The sequence below is a fragment of the Streptomyces hirsutus genome (assembly GCF_001418415.1).
In the GTDB taxonomy this organism is placed as follows: Bacteria; Actinomycetota; Actinomycetes; order Streptomycetales; family Streptomycetaceae; genus Streptomyces; species Streptomyces hirsutus.
Genome location: NZ_LIQT01000160.1, coordinates 1 through 14637 on the forward strand (window position 1 = coordinate 1; position 14637 = coordinate 14637).

14 protein-coding genes and 1 pseudogene are annotated in these 14637 nt (G+C 71.4%); 7 read left to right on the top strand and 8 right to left on the bottom strand.

What is annotated here, in order from left to right:
* A partial coding sequence (locus tag AOK11_RS12820; protein WP_055593814.1) for an ABC transporter ATP-binding protein occupies positions 1-737 on the top strand: 737 nt, incomplete at its 5' end.
* A gap of 56 nt (positions 738-793) precedes the next feature.
* Here AOK11_RS12820 and AOK11_RS12825 read toward each other — a convergent pair.
* Entirely contained in the window at positions 794-2536 is a 1743-nt protein-coding gene (locus AOK11_RS12825) for an ABC-F family ATP-binding cassette domain-containing protein (RefSeq protein WP_079034807.1), read from the bottom strand.
* 514 nt (positions 2537-3050) lie between these two features.
* Here AOK11_RS12825 and AOK11_RS12830 point away from each other — a divergent pair.
* Positions 3051-3716, top strand: coding sequence for a DUF6518 family protein (locus AOK11_RS12830; RefSeq protein WP_055593815.1), 666 nt, complete (start codon positions 3051-3053; stop codon positions 3714-3716).
* Between the two features lie 41 nt (positions 3717-3757).
* Here the strand turns inward: AOK11_RS12830 and AOK11_RS12835 are convergent, their stop codons facing one another.
* The 4 genes from AOK11_RS12835 to AOK11_RS12850 all read right to left on the bottom strand — a co-directional run bounded on the left by AOK11_RS12835 (position 3758) and on the right by AOK11_RS12850 (position 8054).
* Positions 3758-4594: an SDR family NAD(P)-dependent oxidoreductase gene (locus tag AOK11_RS12835; protein WP_055593816.1), complete on the bottom strand. Its 837-nt coding sequence runs from the start codon at positions 4592-4594 to the stop codon at positions 3758-3760.
* Positions 4595-4808: 214 nt separating this feature from the next.
* Positions 4809-5366 (bottom strand): NAD(P)H-dependent oxidoreductase, encoded by a 558-nt coding sequence (locus AOK11_RS12840; RefSeq protein WP_055593817.1) that lies wholly within the window; start codon positions 5364-5366, stop codon positions 4809-4811.
* 118 nt (positions 5367-5484) lie between these two features.
* Positions 5485-5736 (bottom strand): hypothetical protein, encoded by a 252-nt coding sequence (locus AOK11_RS43950; RefSeq protein WP_055593818.1) that lies wholly within the window; start codon positions 5734-5736, stop codon positions 5485-5487.
* A 170-nt stretch (positions 5737-5906) separates the two neighbouring features.
* Positions 5907-8054, bottom strand: a complete 2148-nt coding sequence (locus tag AOK11_RS12850; RefSeq protein WP_055593819.1) for a S9 family peptidase — start codon at positions 8052-8054, stop codon at positions 5907-5909.
* Between the two features lie 178 nt (positions 8055-8232).
* Between AOK11_RS12850 and AOK11_RS12855 the strand changes: the two genes are divergently transcribed.
* From AOK11_RS12855 to AOK11_RS12865, 3 genes are all read left to right on the top strand, one after another.
* Positions 8233-8427, top strand: a complete 195-nt coding sequence (locus tag AOK11_RS12855) for a hypothetical protein (protein WP_055593820.1) — start codon at positions 8233-8235, stop codon at positions 8425-8427.
* Between the two features lie 88 nt (positions 8428-8515).
* On the top strand, positions 8516-9016 hold the full coding sequence (locus AOK11_RS12860) for a hypothetical protein (protein WP_107098571.1): 501 nt from the start codon (positions 8516-8518) through the stop codon (positions 9014-9016).
* Positions 9017-9063: 47 nt separating this feature from the next.
* On the top strand, positions 9064-10479 hold the full coding sequence (locus AOK11_RS12865) for an amidase (RefSeq protein WP_055593826.1): 1416 nt from the start codon (positions 9064-9066) through the stop codon (positions 10477-10479).
* A gap of 68 nt (positions 10480-10547) precedes the next feature.
* Here AOK11_RS12865 and AOK11_RS12870 read toward each other — a convergent pair whose 3' ends face one another.
* Positions 10548-11594, bottom strand: coding sequence for a hypothetical protein (locus tag AOK11_RS12870; RefSeq protein WP_055593821.1), 1047 nt, complete (start codon positions 11592-11594; stop codon positions 10548-10550).
* 241 nt (positions 11595-11835) lie between these two features.
* Between AOK11_RS12870 and AOK11_RS12875 the strand changes: the two genes are divergently transcribed.
* Both AOK11_RS12875 and AOK11_RS12880 read left to right on the top strand, forming a co-directional pair.
* Positions 11836-12579, top strand: coding sequence for a TetR/AcrR family transcriptional regulator (locus AOK11_RS12875; RefSeq protein WP_206188828.1), 744 nt, complete (start codon positions 11836-11838; stop codon positions 12577-12579).
* Between the two features lie 762 nt (positions 12580-13341).
* On the top strand, positions 13342-13593 hold the full coding sequence (locus AOK11_RS12880; protein WP_157869348.1) for a hypothetical protein: 252 nt from the start codon (positions 13342-13344) through the stop codon (positions 13591-13593).
* 9 nt (positions 13594-13602) lie between these two features.
* Here the strand turns inward: AOK11_RS12880 and AOK11_RS12885 are convergent, their stop codons facing one another.
* On the bottom strand, positions 13603-13812 hold the full coding sequence (locus AOK11_RS12885; protein ID WP_055593824.1) for a DUF397 domain-containing protein: 210 nt from the start codon (positions 13810-13812) through the stop codon (positions 13603-13605).
* A pseudogene (locus AOK11_RS12890) lies at positions 13809-14637 on the bottom strand (helix-turn-helix domain-containing protein); the annotation flags it as partial. The pseudogene AOK11_RS12890 and the gene AOK11_RS12885, both read right to left, overlap by 4 nt.

Below are 14637 nucleotides of genomic sequence, written 5' to 3' on the forward strand. Positions count from 1 at the left end.
TCCAGATGGTGTTCCAGGACCCGTACACCTCCCTCAACCCCCGGATGACGGTGGGCGACATCATCGGGGAACCCTTCGACATCCACCCCGAGGTGGCGCCGAAGGGCGACCGGCGCAGGAAGGTCCAGGACCTGCTGGACGTGGTCGGGCTCAACCCGGAGTACATCAACCGGTATCCGCACCAGTTCTCCGGCGGCCAGCGCCAGCGCATCGGCATCGCCCGCGGACTGGCCCTGAACCCCGAGGTGATCGTCGCCGACGAACCGGTCTCCGCGCTGGACGTCTCCGTCCAGGCCCAGGTGATCAACCTGATGGACCGGCTCCAGGCCGAGTTCGACCTGGCGTTCGTCTTCATCGCCCACGACCTGTCGATCGTCCGGCACATCTCCGACCGGGTCGGCGTGATGTACCTGGGCCGGATCGTCGAGATCGGCACCGACACCCAGATCTACGACCACCCGACCCACCCGTACACGCAGGCCCTCCTGTCCGCCGTCCCCGTACCGGACCCGGCGGCCCGGGAGCACCGGGAGCGGATCATCCTCACCGGCGACGTCCCGTCCCCCACCAACATCCCTTCCGGCTGCCGCTTCCGCACCCGCTGCTGGAAGGCGCAGGCGCGCTGCGCCGAGGAGGTGCCGCTGCTGGCGGTCCCCGAGGTGTTCCGCAAGGCCGGCGGCCCGGCGGCCCACGACTCGGCGTGCCACTTCGCAGAGGAGAAGCAGGTGGTGCCGTAAGGAGCCGCCGGGGGCGGACGAAGGGGCGGGCCGAAGGGCCCGGCCGGTCAGGCCGGTCAGGCCGGATCGGGCATCAGGTCCTCCCGGTCCTGCTGGTTTTGCCGGTCCTTCCGGTGCTTCTCGTCCTGGAGTGCGGTCACCTCCAGTCGTGGCCAGTGGGCGAGGTCGCGGAGTAGTTGCCGGTCGTGCGTCGCGACGACGACGGCGGCGCTGGTGGCGCGGATCGCGTCGGTCAGCTCGTCGACCAGCGTCGACGACAGGTGGTTGGTCGGCTCGTCGAGCAGGACCAACCCCGGCCGTCCGGCCAGCGCCAGCGCCAGGTCGAGGCGTCGTTGCTGCCCCTGCGACATCCGCCCGACCGGCGTGCGCAGCGCGTCGGAGTCCAGCAGCCCGAGTGCCCCGAGCGGGACGGCGTCGGCGTCGCGGAGCAGGCCGCGCGCCACCAGCCGCCCCACATGGCGGGCGTGCACCTCCCGGGCGGTGAGGCCGGGGTCCTGCGCGGCGGTCTCCTGGGTGACGCGCACGACCCGCGTCCCCTTCGCCGTCCGGACGTGCCCCTGAGTGGGGGCGAGCGCACCGGCCAGCACGGCGAGCAGCGTGGACTTCCCGGCACCGTTCGGTCCGGTGACGAGCAGCCGGTCACCGCCGTCGAGGGTGAGATCGACGGCGCCGGCCAGCCGCCCGTCGACCGCGACGCCGTGCGCCCGCAGCAGGGGCGCGCCCGGCCGGACGCCCAGGTCCGGCCAGCGCAGCACGGACGGCGGCTCCGGCACGTCGACGCGGTGTGCGTCCAGGGCGTCCTGCTGCCGGTTCAGGGCCTGCACCACGCCCGGTGCGCGGGACTGCCGCTGGTGCTTGCCGGTTCCCTTGTCCGGCCGCCAGCCGGTGGAGAGCCGGTCGCGCGCCTTGGACATCGCGTCCTTCAGCCGCCGGTGCTCGTCCTGCTGTTCCGCGTACTCCTGCTCCCAGCGCTCGCGCTCACGGCGCCGGGCGTCCTGCCAGGCGTCGTAGCCGCCGGCGTACAGGCGGGGCTTCCCGTCGCGGGACGGGTCGAGGTCGAGGAACCGGTCCGCGACGTCCCGCAGCAGCGCCCGGTCGTGGCTGACGACGGCGAGACCGCCGTCGTGCTCGCGCAGGCGACGGGTCAGGAAGTCCAGGCCTCCCGCGTCGAGGTGGTTGGTCGGCTCGTCGAGCAGCAGGATGTCGTGCCGTGCGCCGAGCAGGCAGGCCAGCCGGACCCGGTAGCGCTGCCCGACCGACAGCGTCGACAGGGGGCGGTCGCGGTCGGTGCAGGCGCCGAGGGCTTCGAGGGCGACGTCGACACGGCGTTCCGCGTCCCACGCGTCGAGCCGGGTGGCGGTGTCGAGCGCGGCGGCGTAGAGGTCGTCGGCGGCGGGGTCGTCGCCTTCGGCCAGGGCGAGGGCGGCCTCGTCCAGTGTGCGGAGGGCGGCGAGGGACGGGGCCAGCGCCTCGGAGGTCAGGGTGCCCACGGTCTCGCCGTCCCGCGCGGACAGTTCCTGGCGGGCCAGGCCGGTGGTGCCGGCCCGGTGCACGGAGCCCTCGTCGGGCGCGAGCAGTCCGGCCAGGACGTGCAGCAGGGTCGTCTTGCCCCGCCCGTTCTCGCCGACGACGGCGATCCGCGACCGGGCGGAGACGGTGACCGTGACGCCGTTCAGGACGCGGCGTGACCCGCGGGTGACGGTGATGCCCTCGGCACGGAGGTGCGCGCTGCCGCCCGCCGCGACGGGCACGGACAGGACTTCAGGGGTGACAGGGGTGGTCGGAGGGATGAGGTTCAACGGATGCTCCGCAGCTCGCAGGGGGAGCCGGGGGCAGCAGAAGGCGGCCGCCCGGCGGGAACCGGAACGGCGAGCGCTTTTTCAACAGGGAGAAGGCGCCGCCGTCAGCGGCGGAATCGAACCTTCTGCGACCAGATACCTCGTGCCATGCCGTTCACCGTAACAGGGGCGCCGTCGTCGCTCCCGTGAATTTCCGTCCGGCCGGGCTCCTGCGGATCTGCCCGGCCGGGCAGGGCAACGGGCCGGGGCGACATGGCGCACCCCGGCCCGTTCACGGCACCCGCACGGCCGTACGCCGACCAGCCTCGCGTGTCCGTATATCGGTACCGCTTCCCCGAAGTTGCCTCCGTGTTAACGGAGTTCATGCCTCCGAGGCGGCGGGTGCGCGTGCGCGTTCGGGGATGTCCTGAATCCGGTCTGCCGGTGTCCCCCGACGCAGGCTGTCCGTAGGCTCCGGCCGGACAGGGGCTCTCCACGCGCCTGATCCGGTCACTGAAAGGACCCATCGAACATCGTGTCGGCTTCGCGCACGGGCTTCCCTACCCGTACCAGTTCCCGCTCTCGTTCCCGCATCCTGGCGTTCTCGGCCGCGCTGACGGTCGGTGCGGTGCTCGGGGTGCTCGGCCCTCTGCTGATCAACGCCACCGATCCGGTCGGCCACCCCGTACATCTGGTCCTGTCCGCAGGATGGTCGTGGGCGGCACTGGCGTTCTGCGTCGGCCTCGCCCGGGAGTCCAGGGTCGAATCGGTCGTCCTGGCCGTCGCGTCCCTGGTCACCGCCGTGATCGCGTACTACCTGACGAAGCTGGGGCAGGGGCAGTACCTGACGCTGGACCGGGGTGACCCTTCCGGGACGCCTTATGTCTCCTGGAGCGACTTCGCCTCGAAGACGCTGGCCTGGTGCGTAGTCGCCTGTGTCACGGGGCCTGTGCTGGGGCTGGCCGGGAACCTGGCACGGGATCACGGACTGCGCGGCCTTCCCTTCCGGATGCTGGTCCCCGTGGTGGCCGTCGTGGAGATGTCGGAGCGGCTGGACGTCGAAGCGTCGCTGCAGAGGCCCATCGTCGATACGACCTGGAGCGGTGTACGGCTGGTGGCGGTCGCCGCCCTCGTGGTGCTGGTAGGGCGCGCGGTGATGACGTGGCGGCTCCGGCCCTCCGCCGGGCAGGCAGACAAGTGACGTAGGCCCGCCCGGCGTGGAGCGCGCGGCGTGGGCACCGCTCAGCGGGCGTTGTACTCCTGTGCCGCCGCGACGACCTCGGTGGCGAAGGTGCCCTGCGTGATCGACGTCGCCCCGCCGTCGACGGGAATGACCGTGCCGGTCACGTAGTCGGAGAGGTCGCTCGCCAGGAACACCGCGGCCTTCGCGATGTCCTCCGGGAACCCGACCCGGCCGAGCGGCTGGGTCGATCCCAGCCGGTCGGCGAGGAAGGCCGAGAAGCCGTCCGCTTCTTCGAGGGGCACGCCGAAGGTGCGCGCCATGATCTCCGTCATGATGATTCCCGGCGCGATCGCGTTGGAGCGGATGCCGAGGGGGGCGAGTTCCGCGACCGCCTGCCGGACCACGCCGACGATGGCGTGTTTCGCGATCGTGTATCCGGCCGCGGACCACCCGCCCTGGAGCCCGGCCGCGCTGGCGGTGGTCACGATCGACCCGCCGGTGCCCTGGGCCTGGAACTGCCGGGCCGCGTACTTGTGGCCGAGCACGACGGAGCGGGTGAGCAGCGCCAGGGTCTTGTCGAAACCGGCCGCGCTGAGCTCGGTGATCGGAGACGCGTCGCCCTGCGCCCCCGCGTTGTTGAACATGACGTCGAGCTTGCCGAAGCGCTCCACCGTGGTGGCGACGAGCGCCTCGATCGCGGCCTCGTCCGTGACGTCGGTGCGCACGTACAGGGCGGCGTCGCCGAGCCGGTCGGCGATCGACGCCCCGAGCTCGTCCTGGATGTCGGCGATGGCGACCTTCGCGCCCTCGGCGACGAAGCGTTCCACGCTCGCCCGTCCGATGCCGCTCGCTCCGCCGGTGATGATGGCGACCTTGCCGTCGAGCAGTCCTGTCATGGTTCTTCTGGTCCTCGCAGTCCGGCCCGGTGCTGGTGCGTGGAGCGCCGGCGGGCCGAAACCGGTGCGACGCGTGAGTCCTCTCCGCACGGCACTCCGGCCGGGCAACGGATCGAGGAGCCGCCGGTGGGGGTCCCCGAGGCGGCGGTGACGGTGACCATGCGTTCGGCGGCGGCGCGACATCCTTGGCGTGCCGCCGCAGGGACGGGATGCGTCAGGCAGCCGCGACGGACCGCTCGGTCACCTGGCGGATGACCTCGGTGAGCGAGGTGACGACCTCGGCGTCGTCGGCCGGGTGAGTGCCGGCGAAGCGGGTCACGGAGCCGGGGATGGAGAGCTTGACGTCCTCCAGGACCGTGCCGCCCGCGATGCCGCACGCCTTGCGGGCCTCGTCCTGGGCCCACACGCCGCCGAACTGGCCGTAGGCGGTGCCGATGACGGCGACCGGCTTGCCGGTGAGGGCGCCGGCGCCGTGGGGGCGGGACAGCCAGTCGATCGCGTTCTTCAGGACGGCGGGCATGGTGCCGTTGTACTCGGGCGAGAAGAGCAGGAAGGCGTCGGCCTGGCCGGCCACCTCGCGCAGCCGGGCGGCGGCAGCCGGGACGCTGCCCTCGACGTCGACGTCCTCGTTGTAGTACGGCACGTCGGCCAGGCCCTCGAACAGCTCGATGGCGACACCGGAAGGGGCGTGCTTGACGGCGGCCTCGGCGAGCTGGCGGTTGTGCGAGCCGGCGCGGAGGCTGCCGACGAGGGCGAGGATGCGTACGGACATGGTGGAACTCCTGTGGGGGCAACTGCGGAAACAAGCGGGCCGTGATGCAGCAGCACACGGACCGCGGTTGTTTAAAGTTGTATCACCCAAGCGGACCGTGGTCCATTTCCCCCGGGCATCACTCGGAGCCATGATCGGTTCCGTTCCCCGGCTGCTCGGGCTGCTCGGGCTGCTCGGGCTGCTCGGCCCGGTCGAGGCGCGGACGGAATGCGCGTTCCCCGCCGTCGGTGAACCCGGGCGGCCACGGCCCGGACGCGGCACGCACGCGCAGCCGCCCGGTGGACGCCGGTCGGGGGTGCCGAGGACTTCGGGCCCGCTGCTCGACCGGCAGGGCCGGACGCGTGTGCCTGGGCGGGCGCTCCGTGGTCACCTCACCCGCTTCCTGCCGCGCCCCCGGAAATCCCTCGGCTCGGGGGCGCGGCCGGGTGGGTCTGCGGATCGGGGCCGTCGACGCCGGGATGCCGGTCCTCTGCCGGGCAGGCGGGCACGTCACGTGCCCGCCTGCCCGGCGTCGGGGCCGCCGGCCGGTCCCCGCCGTGGTCAGTCCGTGAGGCCCAGCGAGCGCCTGAGGAAGTCCAGTTGGAGGCGGAGCAGGTTCTCGGCGACCTCCTCCTGCGGGGTCATGTGCGTGACGCCGGACAGGGGCAGTACTTCGTGGGGCCGGCCGGCCGCGAGGAGGGCCGAGGACAGGCGCAGCGAATGGGCGACCACCACGTTGTCGTCCGCCAGCCCGTGAATGATCATCATGGGGCGGTGCGGCTCGGCGGCGTCGACCAGGCCCGCGTCGTCGATCACCGAGTTGCGGCGGTAGACCTCCGGCTGCTCGTCCGGGTGGCCGATGTAGCGCTCCTGGTAGTGGGTGTCGTACAGGCGCAGGTCGGTGACCGGGGCGCCCACCACCGCCGCGTGGAAGACGTCCGGCCGACGCAGTGCCGCGAGGGCCGCCAGGTAGCCGCCGAAGGACCAGCCCCGGACGGCGACGCGGCTCAGGTCGAGCGGGAAGTCGGAGGCGAGGGCCTGGAGTGCGTCCACCTGGTCCTGGACGGTGATCGCGGCGAGGTCGTCCTTGACGGCCTTCTCCCAGGCGGGGGAGTGGCCGGGGGTGCCGCGGCCGTCGGCGACGATCACCGCGAAGCCCTGGTCGGCGAACCACTGCGAGGTCAGGTGGGGGTTGTGCGCGGCCACCACGCGCTGGCCGTGCGGGCCGCCGTAGGGGTCCATGAGGACGGGGAGGGGAGTGTCACCGTGGTAGTCCCTTGGCATAAGCACGGCGCACGGAATTTTCCGTGCGCCCCCCTGAGTGAGGGTCACCCGGAGGGACATACCGGGGTCTTCGGCGTACGAGCGGACAGTCGCCGTCGGTTTCCCGTCACGCAGAATCCGCGCCCGCGCCCCCGGCCGGTCCGGTGTCGCGGACACCAGGACGGTCACGCCCCCGGCGCGTACCGCGGAGTGCACGCCGGGCTCCTGGGAGACGCGCTCCACGCCCAGTTCGTTCACCCGGTAGACGTGCACCTCGCCGATCTCCGGGTCGCCGTCCGCGGCACCCGGCCTCGATCCCGGTTCCGCTCCCGCCGACGCCGACACCAGCACGTCGTCGTCCGACACGTCCAGTACCGCGCGGACGTGCAACTGCGGTCCGGTCAAAGGGCGTTCGCCGACGGCGAGTCGTCGCGCGCCCCCCTCGTCCGTGATCCGGACCAACTGCCCGGAAGGGCTCCAGCACGGCACCCCCGCGAAAAGATCAAGCCAAACTGGATCTTCGTCGGCGTGCACCATCCGGGTGGCCCCGGTGTCCGGGTCCACTGCCAGGAACAGCTGACTGCGCTGGTCGCGCGCCTGTACGAGCAGCAGCGGCGCACCCGCCGCTGACCAGTGCGCATGCGCCATGTACGGGTACCGCGCCCGGTCCCACACGACCTCCGTACGCACCCCGTCCAGCCCGATCACGAACAGCCGCACCTCCGCGTTCGCGGTCCCCGCCGCCGGGTACGCCACCCGCTGCGGCTCCCGTTCCGGATGCGCCGGATCGGAGATCCACCACCGCTTCACCGGCGTGTCGTCCGCGCGCGCCACCAGCAGCCGGTCCGACTCGGGCGCCCACCAGAAGCCCCGCGAACGCCCCATCTCCTCGGCCGCGATGAACTCTGCCAGCCCGTAGGTGACGTTCTCCGTCTCGGGGGTCGCCAGGGCCCTGTCGTCCGCCCCCTCCGCTCCGACGACCCGCAGTGCCCCCTGCGCGACGTAGGCGACGTGACGTCCGTCGGGTGACGGCCGGGGGTCGATCACCGGTCCGGGAGTGGGCAGTTCGCGCGCCGTCCCGGCCCGCAGCTCGGCCGTGAAAAGCCGCCCTGACAAGGCGAAAGAGGCCAACTCGACCTCCGCGTCGGTGGCGTAGCCGACGATGCCGGCGCCTCCCTCGCGACTGCGTTCGCGCCGCGCCCGTTCCTGGGCCGACAGGCGTTCCGCTGCGCCGCCCAGCAGGGCGCGCGGGTCGGCCGCCACGCGCTCCCCGCCGTCCTGGGGGTCGAGCACCCACAGCGAATTCGCCCGGTCCGTACCGGAACCCGAGCGCAGGAACACGACCCGGGAACCGTCGGGTGCCACGGTGAACGATCGCGGCGCGCCGAGCGTGAAGCGCTGGGTGCGGGCGTGCCGTCGGGGGAAGGAGTCAGCGTCGGTCGTCATGCCATGACCATATTGGCCATGCGCCCCCTTGTGCGGCCGTGCGCCGACCGATGCGCACGTACGGATAGTTATGATCGTTAGCGCATAGTGGGTATGAACCTGCTGGCTGCTGTGTGGATTTATCTGCCCCCATATTCCTACCCCCCTGTCGTCCTGGGATCCTTGGAGGTGAGCCGCCGTGGCACTCTCGATTTCGGCGGTAGTGCTGCTGGCGATCATCGTCTTCCTGCTGATCAAGAAGTCGGGCCTCAAGACGGGGCATGCGGTCGTCTGCATGCTCCTCGGCTTCTACATGGCGTCGTCGACGATCGCGCCTACGATCAGCGAGCTGACGACCAACATCGCGGGCATGATCGGCAGCATAAACTTCTGAGTCGGCCGGCCTCGTCCAGCTCAACGCCAGTTCCTTAGAGGGGCGTTGGCGCGACAGGCGGGGCCGGGCGGGTCCCAAGGACTGGTGCGTGGAGGCAATCGAGTCGATCGGTGTGCTCGCCGTCTCCGGGCTCCTCCTCGCGTGGCTGCTGTGGAGCCTCTGGAACCTCTACCGCATCCCCGCCGGCCTCCGCGACGGATCGTGGCAGCGCCCGCTGTGGTGGGCGCGCCTGTGGTCCCTCGCGCTGTTCGTCGGCTGCGTGGCCTGGGTGCGGGGTGCGCTCAGCGGCGGGTTCGACGTCGGCGAGACCTGCGCGTACGCCCATCACCAGACGTACGACAGCGCCTACCGGGCGGCCCATCTCGAGGAGTCCCGGCGGTTGTTCCCGTTGCACAACAAGTGCAACGGGGCGTACGACCTGGTTCCGGCCTGGGTCAACCCGACGATTCTGAACTGTGCCGCCTTCGTGCTGCTCGCCACCGCGGTGCTGCTGTGGTTCGGCGTCGCGCGTCTCGCGGGCCGTGGCGCGTCGCGGACTGCGGAGCACCGACTCGGACTCACCGTCCCCTCGCCTGTTACTCGTCGGTAAGGAATGATGGCGGGCAATCATCCACGCGTTCAGGGGCGGTGCCACCGGTGACGACTTCCGAGGAACAGACCAGGGTGCACGTCTTCCGCGACGATGCCCTCGGCGACCACGACGCCGTGGGCCTCGCCGAGGCGATCCGCCGGGGAGAGGTCGGGCCCGCCGAGGCCGCCCGTGACGCGGCGGCCAGGGTCAGGGACGTGGAGGCCCGGCTCCACGCCGTCCAGGTGCACCTCGACGTTCCGGCGCACCGCTCCGAGCCGGCCGGCGCCTTCGCCGGGGTGCCGACCTTCGTCAAGGACAACACCGACTACCAGGGACTGCCCACCGGCCACGGCAGCGCCGCGTTCGCGCCGAGGGTCGCACGCCGGCACGCCCCGTTCGCCCGGCAGTTCCTGAGCACCGGCGTCACGGTGCTCGGCAAGACCCGGATGCCCGAGTTCGGGTTCAGCCCGACCACGGAGTACGAGGACGCGGAACCCGTCCGCAACCCGTGGCACACGGGCCATTCGGCGGGCGGGTCGTCGGGCGGCAGCGCGGCCCTCGTCGCCGCCGGGGCGGTACCGATCGCGCACGCCAACGACGGCGGCGGCTCCATCCGGATCCCCGCCGCCTGCTGCGGCCTCGTCGGGCTGAAGCCCACCCGGGGCCGGGTGGTCCCCAACGCCCAGGGCCGCCAGCTCCCCATCGACCTCGTCACCGACGGCGTCGTGAGCCGCTCGGTACGGGACAGCGCCGCCTTCCTCGCCGCCGCCGAGCAGCACTGGCGCAACCCGAAGCTGCAGCCCGTCGGCCTGGTCGAGGGCCCCTCGCAGCGGCGCCTGCGCATCGGGTTCGTACGGGACTCGCCCAACGGCGTCCCCTCCGACGCCGACACCCGCGCGGCCGTCACGGAGACGGCCCAGCGGCTGGAGCGGCTCGGGCACACCGTGGAGCCGGTGGAACTGTCGATCGACCCGCGCTTCACCCCGGACTTCCTCACCTACTGGGGCCTGCTGTCGTTCCTGATCGGCGTCACCGGCCGGACCTTCGGCACGGACTTCGACCGGCACCGCATGGACGGGCTGAGCCGGGGCCTGCGCGAGACGTACGTGAAGGACTGGCAGCGCACACCGGGCGTGGTGCGGAGGCTGAAGCGCACGCGGGAACCGTACGCGGCGGCGTTCCGCGGACTCGACCTGATCCTCTCCCCGGTCCTCGCCCACACCACGCCCCCGCTCGGCCACCTCAACCCGGCCGTCCCCTACGAGACCCTGATCGAACGCATCCTCGCCTACGTCGCGTTCACCCCGGTCAACAACGTCGTCGGGACGCCGTCGATCTCGGTACCGGCCATGAGCACGACACCGGACGGGCTCCCCATCGGCGTCATGTTCTCCGGCCGCCCGGGCGCCGAACGGACGCTGCTGGAACTCGCCTTCGAGATGGAGGCCGACGAGCCCTTCCGGCGCCTTCAGGACGTCTGACGGGGGTCCTGGGCGGGGACGGGCGAAAGCCGTAAGCGCTGCATTGCAGAGGGCCGCCTTCGGGCCGGTCAGGCCGCAGTGGGTACCGGCTTCGCGGAGGCCGCACCGGTGCGGAGGGCCTTGGCGCCGCGGCGGTCGGCGATGAGGATCAGGGCCAGACCGAGCGCGACCCAGGCGGTGAGGATCAGGGCCGGGGCCCCCGCTCCGGTCCCGTCGAAGAAGGCGTTGGCGCGCAGCAGGCTGCCGGAGGCGCCCGGCGGCAGGAGCTGCCCGACGGCCGCCCAGCCGCCGGGCAGCCAGTACGGGCCGGTGCCCAGACCGGACAGGGGGTTGCCCAGGAGCATCATCACGGCCGCGCCGACCCCGAAGCCGGCCATGCCGCTCAGGGCTTCCAGACCGATGAAGGTCAGGGAGAGAGCGGCCATGCCCAGGCTCAGACCGAGGGCGGTGATCCCGTAGTCGCCCGCCAGGGAGCCGGTCGCCCACTGGAGGAACGCGGTGACCGCGGCTCCGGCGAACAAGGAGAAGAGCGCGGCACCGGCCAGACGTGTGCGCAGGCCGGCGTGGCCTGGGAAGAGCCGGGTGAGGAGGACGGCGGGGATCATCCCGCCGAAGATCAGCGGCAGCGCGGCGGAGGAGAACCCGGCCCCGCGGGGGTCGTCCTCGGGGAAGGGTGCCAGTTCGTGGACAGTGGGCTTCGTCTGCTGCTCGGCGGCGACGGAGTTGGCCAGGGCGGTCAGCGCGACGGCGGCCATGGGGGCGCCCGCGGTGGCCGTGTAGACGTCGATCCCCTCGGGGGCCAGGGCCAGGCCTCCGGCGATCTCACGGTCCTTGACGGCGGAAGCGAGGACCTCGGCGCTGTCGTAGGCGGTGACGTCCCACTCGTCCCCGCCGAGCGTCTTCTCCAGTGACCGGGCGGCGGCCTGCGGTCCCGAAACACCTATCGGGACCTTGTGCGGACCGCCGTTGACGCTGGGCAGGGCGAACGCACAGAGCATCAGGGTGACCACGGCCGTCAGGCCGAGCAGGACGGCGACCAGCTTCCGTGCGACGCCGGACCGGGAGGCCTCGGCATCCGTCGTGGACGGGGGGTGAGGGACGGAGTGATCGAGCATGACGGTCGCAGTCTCCTTCCGGCCTGCGGACACGTCATCGAGCACGGGCGCAGGGCAGGGCAGGGCGGTGGTGGGGTCGGTGATCTCGCGCCATCACTCACGAGCGACACCACCATGGAATGAGACTCGATTACAAGGTAACCTTATCCATGTGTCAAACGTCAGTGAGTCCTCTGTGGAAGCAGTGCCGGAAGAAGTGGTGCAAGCGGCACTGCGCGCCTCGCACGCCCGAGGAGTGCAGGTGGCCGACGTTCCGCTGCTGGCCGTCGCCGAGGAGGCGGGCATCTCCCGCAGCACCTTGATGCGACGGCTTGGCGGCACCCGTCGTGCGCTGGACGAGGCGGTACGGGCGGCCGGTGTGGACCCCGGAGGCCAGAAGCCGGTCCGTCTGCGCGCCGTGGAGGCCGCGGCCGGGCTCATCAGCGAGCACGGCCTGACCGCGGCCACCCTGGAACGGGTGGCCGCCGACGCCCGGTGCTCCGTGCACAGCCTGTACGCGGCGTTCGGCGGACGGGACGAACTGCTGCAGGCGGTCTATGAGTGCTACAGCCCGATCCTGGACGTCGAAGCCGTCCTCGCCGGCCCGCACGAGGACCTGCCGGAGACGGCCCGCAGGATCTACCGCCTGCTGGCCGACGCCCTCAGTCGTGAGCCACGGGTCCTGCCCGCCATGCTTGCCGACGCCCTCTCCCGCCCCGGGGACCCGGTGGTCCAGTCTGTGTACCAGCGATTCTTCCCGCGCCTGCTCGACGGCGTCGGGCAGTGGCTGACCGAGGAGATCGCCGCGGGACGCATCCGGGACCTCCCCCCGCTGCTGCTGATCCAGCAGATGACGGGCCCCGTCCTCTCCCACCTCCTGCTGCGCCCCGCCGCCGCGCACTTGCCCGGCGCGGATCTGCCGTCCACCGAAGAGGCCATTGAGGTCTTCGCGCAGAACTTCCTCCGGGCCGTCGCCCTGCCCCCGTCTGTGCCCGACCGGACCTGACGCCTCCCCGCCGCCGTTCCTCGCTCATCGCTCTCCCCTCTCCGCACCAACGGGATCGGCTGAAAGCGGCATGAAGTGGCAGTGATGCCATCCGTGTTGTTCGACTGTGTGACACCCGACCAGCACGGCCCCACCTACGGACACGTCTACGAGGCAGGTCTCGGCTCGGGCCGCGATGCGGTCGCGTGGGCGTCTCGGCCAGTCATGCAAGAGCCAACCAGTCGGTGGACGGCAGGGGCACGGTCAACGCCGCGATGCCAGATGGTGTCCCTCCGGGTGGTACCGGGAATCTGAAGGCGGCGTCGCGGGTCGGGGCCGGTCGTACCGCTCGGCGGGCGTGAGGTCGAGTAACCCGGCAAGGCCGGCGTATCGGGCCTTGCCGGGGGTGGTCGGCTGTTCGTGCGGGCGGTTCTCCGCGACCGTCCGGTGGGAGGGCGGCCTCGCTGTGTGCGATGCCGGGACGCCCGCTCACGCCCCGGGAAGGAGACAACACTTCAAAAGCGTGAGCACTTTGGCTACCGCTGTCCTGATGCCGCTCGTTTGAGCGCTTATGTGACACATCCCCGCCGACTGCTCACGCTTTTCCGCAAGGCACCCGTCTCCGGCCCCGCAGCGTCGGGACCGCGGAGATCTTCTCCACCGCCCGGTGGGACACCATCCGATGCCACCACGCCAACTCCGCCTTTACGATGGACTCGTGGTGTGGTCGCCCGAGGAGGACCTTGTCCAAGTCTCGTCCCGCAGCCGGAGTTCGGCAGCAGCATGGACAGTGCCTCTCCCCGCTTGTCCCGGTCCCGACCCTCGCCGCAGCATGGCTGCCGGGAATCGAGCGCATCGCTGCCACGCCTCGAGCGCAGGGGATCGGACGGGAAGGCGGACCGCAGCGTCCGAGGCGACAGCAGTCTGCCGCCCGAGGAGATCGTCCGCGACCTCCAGTCCGCCCTCAACGAGTTCACCGGCATCGCCCGTTCTCCGGGCGGCGAAGTGGACGTACCGGAGGCCGAGGTCGAGTAGGAGCCGCCGTCAGCCCTCAACCGCGTACGGCACGAAGTCGGCCCACGCGGCGGGGGCGAAGGCCAGCCGGCCGCCCTCCACGTCCTTGGAGTCACGGACGTGGACGGTGCCGGGCGCGGTGGCGATCTCTACGCACGAGTCGCCTTCGTTGCCGTCGCTGTAGCTGCTCTTGAACCATGCGAGGCCCGAAGCGTTCTGGCCGGAGACCTTGCGGATCATGTTTCTCCCAACAGTTCTTCGATGAAGGCCAGAGACTCCCGAGGCGGGAGAGCCTGCGCTCGGATGGTGCCATACCGCAGTTCGGCAATGCGGAGTTGCCGAGTGTCCGAGATCGGGCGGCCGTTGAACGCCCCCTCGCAGCGTGCCACCGCTGAACCGTCCTCGAACTTCAGCAGTTCGATCTTTCCATCCAAGCCTGGATGCACCTCACAGTGCGTCGGCATCACCTGAAGCGTCACGCAACGCAACTTGCCTACCTCAAGCAGATGTTCGAGCTGTCCCCGCCACACCATTGTGCCTCCGAGCGGACGCCGGAGCGGAGCCTCCTCCAGGACGAAACTGAGCGTGGGCGCCGGGTCTTTCTGGAAGATGGACTGCCGGGCCATACGAGCGGCCACCATTCGCTCAATTTCGTCCTGGGAGTAGGCGGGCTGCCGTGATTCGAAGGCAGCTCGGGCGTGGTCGGCCGTCTGCAGAAGCCCGCTGATGCTGTGGCAGACATACAAGCCGATCTCCACCGCCCGCCCCTCCATCTGCGCAAGGTCCCGCACCTTCTTCGGGTACCGGACCTTCTTCACGTCCTCCTTCATCGCCGAGATGAGCCCCCCCCGGCGTTGAACAACTCGTCTGCCGTGTCCAGGTACTCGGGCCGGGGGATGCGCTTGCCGCTTTCGATCTTGTAGACGAGGTCGTCTCCGTAACCGACCGCTACCGCGAAGTCGCCGACCCGCATGCCCGCCGCCTCCCGGCGGAGCCTCAACTGCCGTCCCACGGTGGCCACCACCGCGAGTGCCCAGTCGTCGTCCGGGTCGACCTCCCACCCCG